Origin of the sequence: Streptomyces sp. DvalAA-14 (genome assembly GCF_900091855.1) — a bacterium.
In the GTDB taxonomy this organism is placed as follows: domain Bacteria; phylum Actinomycetota; class Actinomycetes; order Streptomycetales; family Streptomycetaceae; genus Actinacidiphila.
The window spans coordinates 1-10,483 of sequence record NZ_FMCH01000522.1 but is presented as its reverse complement, the minus strand read 5'-3'; the positions used below and the strand labels follow the sequence as shown (position 1 = coordinate 10,483).

Below are 10,483 nucleotides of genomic sequence, written 5' to 3'. Positions count from 1 at the left end.
CCAGGCCCGCGCCCGCCCGGCACACGGCCGTGCCGCCCGGCTCGGGTCGGCCGGGCGGCACGGCCCGTGCACTGCTGACGGCGGCTACGAGACGGTCTCGCAGGGCTCACCCCGCTTGGTGTAGACGCCGTTGCGGCTGAAGCCGTTCGGGCCGATGATCAGAATATGGCCGAACCAGTCGTCGTTCGGGCTGGCGCCGTCCCAGTGGCCGCTGACGTTCCACTGTGACGCGGTCCCCGAAATCGTGATGGAGACCGTGCCGTTCGACCCGGTGGCGGCCTGCGCGGGGCCGGCCGCCAGGGTGACGGCGGCTCCCGTCACCACCAGCGGCACCAGTGCCTTCAGCAGTACCGCCCTGGTTGTACGCCTGGTCGTGCACGTCCTTCCTCGGGTCTCCCCGGGTCCGATCGCCGTGCCCCCGCACGGCCTGGGACAGAGCTTTCCGGCCGCCGCTGTCGTTCCGGTCTCGTCGCGGTCACGCCGCAGTAGCCTGAAGCCCGGTACGGCTGGGGTCCCTGGGACAAGGGGTCCGCGGTGGCCGACCTCATCCACGACATCGACGTCCTTCAGGGCGCCGACATAGCGGAGACCGTCGCCTTCTTGGCGGCCGTCCCCCGGCACGTCAACCTCACCGAGATCACCATCCTGCCCACCGCGCAGGCCGTCTGACCCCGCTCCCCCGGTGGCGGTGGCGGGGCGGCCCCCGCGGTGACCGGGCGCCCGGTGGACACCCGGCCGGGGTCCGCCCGGAACAGGCCCGAAAGCAGGGGTACTTGCGTCCGCCGGTCGTGTATAACGGGGGCGGAGCGACGAGTTGGCTTCACATCCGCTCCCGTCCGCGGGACCGCGCCGGGAGGAGGACTGTGTGACCGGAGGCGGTGTACTGCGGCGGTTGCCAGCCGTCCTACTGTTTCTCGCGCTCGCGCAGATCCTCCTCACCGGACCCGGCCTCTCGCTCTCCGCGGCCGTCGCCGTCGCGGCGACGGCGACCGCGGCCGCGGCACTCGTCCGCTGCACGGTTGCCGCCGCCCGGTCCGTGCCCGTCGCGCCCCGCCAGCGGGTACGGACCGCGCTTCGGGACCGCTGGGAGCGCACCGCGTTCCTGCCGCAACGCGACCCGGACGCCCGTGGCCGCACCCGCCCCCGAGCCCCTGGCCGGAGTCTTCCGACGGCCGCGTAGGGGTCGGCACGGTTCTGCCGCGTCACCGCGTCACCGCGTCCCTGAGACCTCCGCGCCCCCGCGCCGGCCGTCACGCCGCATCCCAGCCGATACGACGTGACCCTCGGAGGGCACACCCATGACCTCGATCCTCGCTGCCTTCGCCCACGTGGTCGACGGCATCGCCGACCTGCTCCAGCCCCTGTTCCACACGTCCGCGGTGGCCGCCGCGATCGTGCTGCTCACCCTCTGCGTGCGGCTCGCCCTGCACCCGCTCGCCCGTGCGGGGGCACGGGGGCAACGGGCGCAGTCCCGGCTCGCGCCGCAGGTCGCGCGGCTGCGCGCGCAGCACGCGAAGAACCCCGCCGCGCTGCGCGAGGAGCTCAGCGCGCTGTACGCGGCGGAAAAGGTGTCGCCGGTCACCGGCTGCCTGCCCGTACTGCTGCAACTGCCGGCCTTCTACCTGATGTACCGGGTGTTCTCCAACGGCCGCATCGGTGGCGGCCCCAACGAACTGCTCAGCCACTTCCTGCTCGGCGCCCCGCTCGGGGAGCGGTGGACCCACGCCCTCGCGCGCGGCGAGGTGTTCGGGGCCACCGGAGTCGTCCAGATGGTGCTCTTCGCGATCACCGCGGTGGTCGCCACGACCACCTACCGCCGCAGCCGGCGCCAGCAGGCGGCCATCGACCCGGGCACGGACCCGACAGCGCCGGGCGCCGCTGCTGTCGCCGGGCTCACCCGGCTGCTGCCGCTGACGTCCTTCTTCACCCTGGTCACCATCGCCGTCGTCCCGCTCGCCGCATCCCTCTACGTGGTGACCAGCACCACCTGGTCGGCGGTCGAGCAGTACGTGCTCCGCCGGGAGATGTCGCCGAGCGCCTCGGCAGCGGCACTTTCCGACGGAACGCGCTGAAGGGGGGTTGTTCGGTCCGCGGCAGCGACCGCCGCCCCGTGAGCGGGCGCCGCACGGACGGCGTCGCGGCGGGTGGTGGCCGCCCGCCCGACCAGACGCGAAAGGTCGTCGCTGTCGGTGTACAACTCAGCTCGTGCCAGGCCGGCGTCGGCGTCGGCATCGGCCGGCACGTCCGGCGGATCAGCCGGAACCCGTCCTTGTACCGGGCCCTACTCGGACGACTCGGACGACTCGGACGACTCCGACAACGCAGCGAGATGCCGCGGCCGTCGTCGCGGGCCCGAGAAGATCGCCCGGACAGGGCCTGGAGGGTGTCCGCCGTGCGGGCGGGCCCATCGCGTGTCGCCGGCGGCCCGGAAACCGGAAGTACGGTCGAGCTTCCGGCCGTGCGAGGTGTACCGGCCCCGCGACAACTGCAACCGCGGACCCCGGCCGTACCCTCCTACCTAGTGCGACCGGCGAGATGGGGAGACTCGATTGATCACGGTACCGGCGGCTGACAGCGCCGCCCAGGAAAAGACCTCCGCGGGGGGCGCGGCAGCGCGCACCCGTCGTTCGACGAAGGGCGGGCTGGTGCTCGCGCTGGGCGTCGTCCTGCTGGGGGCGACGGCCTGCGGAGGCAGCGGGGGCGGGTCCCCCGCGAAGGACCATCAGGACGGCAAGGGCGCCATTGCCGGTGGCGGCACGACGACCACTCCCGCACCGCAGGTGGCGCTGAGCATCCTGCCGAAGAACGGGGCCACCGGTGTCGACACCACCGGGGCGCTGAAGGTGTCCACCGCGAAGGGCAAGTTGACGAAGGTCGCGGTGACGGCCGCCGGCGGCGACACGGTCGACGGCGCGATATCCGCGGACGGCACCAGCTGGAAGCCGTCCGCCACCTTGCGCACCGGCACCCGCTACACGGTGTCGGCGACCGCGGCGGACTCCACCGGCCGCAGTTCGGTGCAGCAGTCCTCGTTCACCACCCTGAAGCCGAAGTCGGTGAACTACGGCGTCTTCAACGTCGACCCGGGCGCGACGTACGGCGTGGGCATGGAGGTGTCGATCCGCTTCAACAAGCCGGTCGCCGACCAGGCCGCCACGCACCGCGGGATCACCGTCACCGCCAGCTCGGGAGCGGACGTCCAGGGCCACTGGTTCGGCAACCAGCGGATCGACTTCCGCCCCGAGAACTACTGGACGCCGGGCACGAAGGTGACGCTGCACCTGCGGCTGAACGGCGTGAAGATGTCGCCCGGCGTCTACGGCCAGCAGTCCAAGGACGTCTCCTTCACCATCGGGCGCTCGCAGACCTCGGTGGCGGACAGCGTCGCCAAGACGCTCAAGATCTATCGCGGCGGGAAGCTGTACAAGCAGTTCCCGGCCAGCCTCGGTGACGCCCAGCACACCACGTACAACGGCAAGATGGTGATCGAGGAGAAGGACCCGGTGGTGAACATGGACTCCCGCACCGTCGGTCTGGGCAACGCTTACCACATCAAGGACGTGCCGCACGGTATGCGGCTGTCCGACTCGGGGACGTTCGAGCACGGCAACTACTGGCGCCCGCTGTCGGTCTTCGGCCATGAGAACACCAGCCACGGCTGCGTCGGCCTGCACGACGTCAAGGGCGGCGGCGACCCGAACACCCCGGCCGCCTGGGTGTACAACCACTCGCTGATCGGCGACGTCGTCGAGGTCGTCCGCTCGCCCGACAAGATCATCGATCCCAGCAACGGCCTGAACGGCTGGAACATGTCCTGGTCCGCATGGAAGGCCAACTGACCTTCCCGGCCCGGCTGTTCACGGCCCCGGAGCGCGCAGGCGCTCCGGGGCCGTCCGCGTTGCCGGGCCCGGACAACGCGCCGGCCGCCAACTGACCTGTACGGCCTACCCGAGGCCGCCATCGGATGACGTGGGGACCGTGGCGGGAGTGTCGCGGGAGCGGGCGCGGCTGATCACTGGACCCTGGACCTCCGATGCGTTCGCGGCCCCGCTCGGCGGCGGTCGCCCCACTACGGAGTCCTCGTATGCGCCTGCTGTCACGCGGCCTGGCCGCGGCAGTCCTGCTGATCGTTCCCCTGGCCGTCGTCCCCTCGGCATCGGCCGAACCGACGCCGATGGTCCCCGTCACGCAGCACCCTTCGGGGCGAGCGGTCCCCGGGGAGTACATCGTCACCCTGCACCGGGACCTCGACCCGGCGGCCTTCGCCCGGCAGTCGCAGCTGTCGCCGCGCTTCACCTACAGCAAGGTGTTCCGCGGTTTCGCCGCCACGCTGACCGCGGCGCAGCTGAATCTGGTCCGGGCCTCCCCCGGGGTGGAGGCGGTGGAGGAGAACGCCACCGCCACCGCGTTCGGCACCGGCACCGGCGGGGGGACGGACGAGCGGCGCCGGCAGCAACACCGCCGGCGCCGACGCCGGGGACGGGGCGGGCCGGGCGCTCGCCTCCTCGTGGGGGCTGGACCGGATCGACCAGCACACCCTGCCGCTCGACAACCAGTTCACCACCGCCGGCACCGGCCAGGGCGCCACGGCCTACATCGTGGACACCGGCATCGATTTCGCGCACAGCGAGTTCGGCGGCCGCGCGGTGCCCGGCTACGACGCGGTCGGGGACGGCCGCGACGGCCAGGACTGCAACGGCCACGGCACCCATGTCGCCGGCACGGTCGGGGGCGCCACTTTCGGTGTCGCCCACCAGGCCACACTGGTCAGCGTCCGGGTACTGGACTGCCAGGGCTACGGCACCCTCGCCGGTGTCATCGCCGGATTCGACTGGGTCGCCGCCCACGCCCAGCAGCCCGCCGTACTGAACGCCTCCCTGGGCGGCGACGCCTCCCCGGCGCTCGACCAGGCCGCGGACAAGGTCTGGGACAGCGGGGTCCTCCCGGTGGTCGCCGCCGGCAACGACACCAAGGACGCCTGCCAGGTCTCACCGGCCGGCGCCGACGACGTACTCACCGTCGGTGCGACCGACCGGAACGACCAGGAGGCCGACTTCAGCAACTTCGGCCCGTGCCTGTCGCTCTTCGCCCCGGGGACGGCCATCGTCTCGGCCAAGCTCGGCGGCGGCAGCGTCACGATGGACGGGACGTCGATGGCCAGCCCGCACGCCGCGGGCGTCGCCCTGCTCTACAAGGCCGCCAACCCCGCGGCGACCCCGGAGGCGGTGGCAAGCTGGCTCACCGAGCAGTCCACCAAGAACGTGCTGACCGTCGCCCAGGACTCCCCCAACCGGCTGCTGTTCACCGGCGGCCTGTAACCGCTCCCCGCGACGCGTCCGCGTCGGTCCGCGCCGGCCGCCGCCCGGCGCGGACGGCTCACCCGGTGGCAGCGGTGCGGGTCACGACGCGCGCGACCAGGTCGGCCTGCTCGGCGGTGTGGCGTTTGCTGGAGCCATTGGCGGGAGCCGCCGAGGCCGGCCGGGAGATCAGGGTCAGGGGGCGGGGCAGCAGCGGGGACAGCTCGGAGAGCAGGTACGTCCAGGCGCCCTGGTTGCGGGGCTCGTCCTGCGCCCAGACGAGTTCGGCGTCCGGGTAGCTGTCGACGATCCGGGTCAGCGCCTCGACGGGCAGCGGACACAGCTGTTCGATCCGGACCAGGGCGATCGTCGGATCGGGCTGCCGCGCCAGCCGGGCGGCGAGCTCGTGGTAGAGCTTCCCGCTGACCATGACCAGCCGGCGGACGGCGGACGGGTCGGGGTGCGACGGGTCGTCCAGCACCGGCTCGAAGCGGCCGCTGGTGAAGTCCGCCAGCGGGCTGGCGCTGCCCTTGGCCCGGAGCATCGACTTCGGGGTGAAGACCACCAGCGGCTTGCGCGGCCGGCCGTGGGCCTGGCGGCGCAGCAGGTGGAAGTAGGAGGCGGCGGTGGACGGTTGGGCCACGGTCATGTTGTCCTCCGCGCACATCTGGAGGAACCGCTCGATGCGCGCGGAGGTGTGGTCGGGGCCGCTTCCCTCGTGGCCGTGCGGCAGCAGCAGCACCAGGGAGGAGTGCTGGCCCCATTTCTGGGCGGCGGAGGAGACGAACTCGTCCACGACGATCTGCGCCCCGTTGACGAAGTCGCCGAACTGGGCCTCCCACAGGACCAGGGCGTCGGGGCGCTCGACGGAGTAGCCGTATTCGAAGCCCATGGCCGCGTACTCGCTCAGCAGGGAGTCGTAGATCATGAACGGCGCCTGGTGCGCGGCGAGAGCGGTCAGCGGGGACCACGCGCGGCTGTCCTGGGCGTCGTGCAGCACGGCGTGCCGCTGGACGAAGGTGCCCCGGCGGGAGTCCTGGCCCGCCATCCGGACGGGAGTCCCCTCCAGTAGCAGCGTGCCGTAGGCGAGCAACTCGGCGAAGGCCCAGTCGACGGTGCCGCCCGGCCGCGCCATCTGTTCCCGGCGCCGCAGCAGCTGGTCGAGCTTGGGGTGGACGGCGAAGCCCGCCGGCCGGCGGCCGAAGGCGTCGCCGACGGCGGCCAGTTCGTCGGGTGCCACGCCGGTGGACGCCGGTTCCGCGGCGGGCGCCGCCGCGTCCCCGGCGGTCCGTCCGGCGCCGGTGAGGTGCTCGGCGCCCGGGCCGGCGCCGTCCCCGGCCGCCAGTTGCCGGGTCTCGGCGAACGCCTGCTCCAGGCGGTCCCGGAAGTCGCGGTGCGCCTGCTCGAACTCGTCCCGGGTGATGTCGCCGCGGCCGACCAGGGACTCCAGGTACAGGGTGCGGACGCTGGGCCGGGCCTCGATGAGCCGGTACATCTGCGGCTGCGTCATCGACGGGTCGTCGGCCTCGTTGTGTCCGCGCCGCCGGTAGCAGACCAGGTCCACCACCACGTCGCGGTGGAAGCGCTGCCGGTAGGCGAACGCCAGCTCGGCGACCCGGACGACCGCCTCGGGGTCGTCGGCGTTGACGTGCAGGACGGGGACCTGCACGGCCTTCACCACGTCGGTGGAGTACACCGAGCTGCGGCCTTCGGCGGGCAGCGTGGTGAACCCGACCTGGTTGTTGATGTTGACCCGGACGGTGCCGCCGACCCGGTAGCCGGGCAGGAGGGCCATCTGTACGGTCTCGGCGACCACGCCCTGGCCCGCCATGGCCGCGTCCCCGTGCACGATCACCGGCAGCGTGCCGAAGGGCCGCTCGGGATGGCGGTCCTGCTTGGCGCGCGCGATGCCGAGCAGCACGGCGTCGACGGCCTCCAGGTGGGAGGGGTTCGCCGCCAGCGTCACCGGGAGCCGTTCCCCGGCGGCTCCCTGGTACTTCCCGTCCGTGCCCAGGTGGTACTTGACGTCGCCGGAGCCCTCGGCCCGGTCGGTGCCCTCGAACTCGCGGAAGACCTGGCCGTAGGTCTTCCCCGCGATGTTCGTCAGCACATTGAGGCGGCCCCGGTGCGCCATCGACAGCGCCGCGCCGTCCAGGCCCTCCTCGGCGGCCCGGCGCATCAGGGCGTCCAGCAGGGCGATCGCCGACTCCCCGCCCTCCAGGCTGAACCGGGTCTGCCCGACGTACTTCGTCTGCAGGAAGGTCTCGAAGACCTCGGCCTCGTTGAGCTTGCCGAGGATCCGCAGCTGCTCGTCGTGGCTCGGCTTGGTGTACGGGGCCTCCAGCCGCTCCTGGAACCAGCGCCGCTGCACCGGGTCCTGGATGTGCATGTACTCCACGCCGACCGTGCGGCAGTACGCGTCGCGCAGCACCCGCAGGATCTCCCGCAGCGGCATCGGCCGGTCGCTGCCGGCCAGGTCCCCGGTGGCGAACTCCCGGTCCAGGTCCCAGAAGGTGAGCCCGTGGCTCTCCAGTTCGAGGTCGGGGTGCGAGCGCTGTACGTACACCAGCGGATCGATGTCGGCCATCAGGTGCCCGCCGACCCGGAACGCGTTGATCAGTTTCCGGACCTGCGCGGTCCGCTCCGCCGACTCGGCGGCGCCGGTGTCGGCGGACCAGCGGATCGGCGCGTAGGGGATCCGCAGCGCGGCGAAGATGTCCTGGTAGAAGTCGTCCTCGCCGAGCAGGAGCTGATGCACCCGCCGCAGGAACTCACCCGAGGCGGCGCCCTGGACGACCCGGTGGTCGTAGGTGCTGGTGAGGGTGAGCGTCTTGCCGACAGCCAGGTCGGACAGGGTACGGGCGCTCGCGCCGCGGAACTCGGCGGGGTATTCGAGCGCGCCGACGGACACCACGCAGCTCTGGCCGGCCATCAGCCGCGGTACCGAGTGGACGGTGCCGGTGCCGCCGGGATTGGTCAGCGACAGCGTCGTCCCCTCGAAGTCCGCCACCGTCAGCCGGTCGGCCCGGGCCCGGGAGACCAGCGCGTCGTAGGCGGCCAGGAACTCGCCGAAGGACAGCTGCTCGGCGCGCTTGATGTTCGGCACGACCAGGGTGCGGCTGCCGTCCGCGCGCGGCACGTCCACGGCTATCCCGAGGTTGACGTGCGCGGGCGTGACGGCCGCCGGCCGGCCGTCCACTTCGGCGTAGTGGACGTTGATCCCGGGGAAGTCCCGCACCGCGCGGACCAGTGCCCACGCCAGCAGGTGGGTGAAGCTCACCTTGCCGCCGCGCGCCCGCGCCAGGTGGTTGTTGATGACGATCCGGTTGTCGATCAGGAGCTTGGCCGGGACGGCGCGGACGCTGGTCGCGGTCGGCACCTCCAAGCTGGCCGCCATGTGCGCCGCCAGCGCCCGGGCGGCACCCCGCAGTGGCTCGGAACGCGGGCCGGCCGCGCCCGTGCCGGGGGCGGTGGGGCCCGAGGCGTCGGTCTCGGTCACACGCATCGACATGTCCGGTCTCCTAGCGTCGTTGTTCCGGTTCGCCGGACAGGGGCTGCCCGGTCTGCCCGCCCGGCGCGGCCGCCGGTGCCAGGGCCGCGGTCCCCGGCTGCCGGGCCGTGCGGCGCCGCAGCAGGTGGACCAGCGTGGGGGTGGCGTGGATCTGCGCGTGCTGCGTATCGGTCCGCCGCTTCTGCCGCCCGTGCAGCAGGTCGGCGAAGGAGATCACCGTCAGCGAGCCCAGCGCCCACAGCGCCAGCGTCAGCAGCGGCTGCGCCAGGCCGTGCCCGGAGAAATAGACCACGTTGCGGAAGGCGTGGATCGCCGCGCCGTTGGGCAGCCACGGCGACACCTGGCGGTAGACGTTCGGGAGCATCGGGACCGGGACGGTGGAACCGTTGGCCGCGTTGCCGACGATCACCATCGCGGTGGCTCCCAGGGCGGTGCCGGGCAGGCCGAAGAGGGTGTGCACGGCGGCCATGGTCAGCAGGAACGCCATCGAGGCGGCGGCGCCGGTGGCCATCAGGGCCCACGGCGAGCCGGTCAGCGCGCCGAGCGCGAGGTCCATCACCAGCACGCCCAGCGCGGCCGACAGCACCGCGTAGCCGAGGGCGGCCGCGACCCGGAACCACAGCCGGCTCCTGCGTCCGAACAGGTACAGCATGATGCTTCCGGCGATCCCGGGGACGACCAAGCCGACCTCGAGCCCGAACGACGACTGGCCGCTGCGGTCACCGGCCGGCAGCGGCGCCTCGTCGACGGTCTGCACCGGGCGGTGCAACATCTGGGCGGCCATGTCGAGCCGTCCGGTGACCACCTGCTGCAGGGAGAGTCCTTCGGCGCCGGCGGTCAGCACCTGTACCGGGCCGGCGGACGGCACGACCAGGGCGCCGTAAACCGAGGCGTCGTGCAGGTCGGTGCGCGCGTCCTGCGCCGTGCTCCGGGTCCGCACGTCGAAACTTCCGGGCGCCGTCTTCCGCAGCTCCTGCTCGAGCCGCGCGGTGTTCGACGGCGCCGCGACGACATCGACACGCACCCGGTGCGGGGTGGGCGCGTGCAGGGCGTATCCGTAGGACAGAACGAACAGACAACTGAGGATCGACGCCCCCACCGTCAGCACGATCAACCGCCGAATTGCTGTTTTGTCCACTTTTTCCCTTCCGTATCGCCTGGTCGGATTGTGTGGCAGGCTAAGAAACCGTGTCCACCTCCCGAAACGCTTCCGGCGAACCCGTTTCGCGGCCGGGGCCGCTGCCCGTTCCTGTCGGCTCGCAGCCGGGGCGGCGGCGTCGGCAGGAGACGGCCCGCGCGGTGCTCACGGCGGCATTGGACCTGCTCGACGACCCCGAGGTGGGCTATCGGGGGCTCACGATGCAGGCGGTCGCCGTGCGCTCGGGAGTGAGCAAGGCGACGCTGTACCGCTGGTGGCCGGACAAGGCGCATCTGGCGGTCGACGCGTACCGGTCGAAGACCGCGCGCGACATCGTGCCGGTGGTACGCGGCGGCGATCTGCGCGCGGATCTGGCCGCCTACCTGGGGCAGCTCATGTACACGCTGGTCCGCAGGGACTCCGGCACGGCGATCTTCGAGATGACGCTCGCGGCGGCCGGCGATCCCTCCTTCGGCAAGCTCTACCGCGAGACCCTGCTCGAGGACCGCAGGAAGGTGCTGGTCGACATCCTGAAGG

8 protein-coding genes and 1 pseudogene are annotated in these 10,483 nt (G+C 72.5%); 6 read left to right on the top strand and 3 right to left on the bottom strand.

The genetic code is table 11. From position 1 onward, the window contains the following. Window positions 1-84: 84 nt before the first annotated feature. The gene (locus GA0115240_RS28090; RefSeq protein WP_093740942.1) at window positions 85-333 is read right to left on the bottom strand and encodes a hypothetical protein; all 249 of its coding nucleotides are present in this window, start codon (window positions 331-333) and stop codon (window positions 85-87) included. A gap of 201 nt (window positions 334-534) precedes the next feature. Here GA0115240_RS28090 and GA0115240_RS35835 point away from each other — a divergent pair, with 201 nt between their 5' ends. The 5 genes and pseudogenes from GA0115240_RS35835 to GA0115240_RS28070 all read left to right on the top strand — a co-directional run bounded on the left by GA0115240_RS35835 (window position 535) and on the right by GA0115240_RS28070 (window position 5,318). Continuing rightward, on the top strand, window positions 535-669 hold the full coding sequence (locus GA0115240_RS35835) for a hypothetical protein (protein ID WP_256070033.1): 135 nt from the start codon (window positions 535-537) through the stop codon (window positions 667-669). A gap of 196 nt (window positions 670-865) precedes the next feature. Next, the gene (locus GA0115240_RS28085; protein ID WP_093740940.1) at window positions 866-1,180 is read left to right on the top strand and encodes a DUF6412 domain-containing protein; all 315 of its coding nucleotides are present in this window, start codon (window positions 866-868) and stop codon (window positions 1,178-1,180) included. 118 nt (window positions 1,181-1,298) lie between these two features. Next, window positions 1,299-2,072: a YidC/Oxa1 family membrane protein insertase gene (locus GA0115240_RS28080; protein WP_093740938.1), complete on the top strand. Its 774-nt coding sequence runs from the start codon at window positions 1,299-1,301 to the stop codon at window positions 2,070-2,072. 477 nt (window positions 2,073-2,549) lie between these two features. Beyond that, window positions 2,550-3,839 (top strand): L,D-transpeptidase, encoded by a 1,290-nt coding sequence (locus tag GA0115240_RS28075; protein ID WP_237555265.1) that lies wholly within the window; start codon window positions 2,550-2,552, stop codon window positions 3,837-3,839. Window positions 3,840-4,084: 245 nt separating this feature from the next. Then, window positions 4,085-5,318, top strand: a pseudogene (locus GA0115240_RS28070) (S8 family peptidase). A 58-nt stretch (window positions 5,319-5,376) separates the two neighbouring features. On the opposite strand, the gene GA0115240_RS28065 reads toward GA0115240_RS28070, so the two are convergent. Then, window positions 5,377-8,808 (bottom strand): multifunctional oxoglutarate decarboxylase/oxoglutarate dehydrogenase thiamine pyrophosphate-binding subunit/dihydrolipoyllysine-residue succinyltransferase subunit, encoded by a 3,432-nt coding sequence (locus GA0115240_RS28065; protein ID WP_093740936.1) that lies wholly within the window; start codon window positions 8,806-8,808, stop codon window positions 5,377-5,379. A 10-nt stretch (window positions 8,809-8,818) separates the two neighbouring features. Beyond that, window positions 8,819-9,946 carry a hypothetical protein gene (locus GA0115240_RS28060; protein WP_141708989.1) on the bottom strand — a complete coding sequence of 376 codons (1,128 nt, stop codon included), beginning with the start codon at window positions 9,944-9,946 and terminating at the stop codon, window positions 8,819-8,821. A 161-nt stretch (window positions 9,947-10,107) separates the two neighbouring features. Here GA0115240_RS28060 and GA0115240_RS28055 point away from each other — a divergent pair. Then, a partial coding sequence (locus GA0115240_RS28055) for a TetR/AcrR family transcriptional regulator (protein WP_161302510.1) occupies window positions 10,108-10,483 on the top strand: 376 nt, incomplete at its 3' end.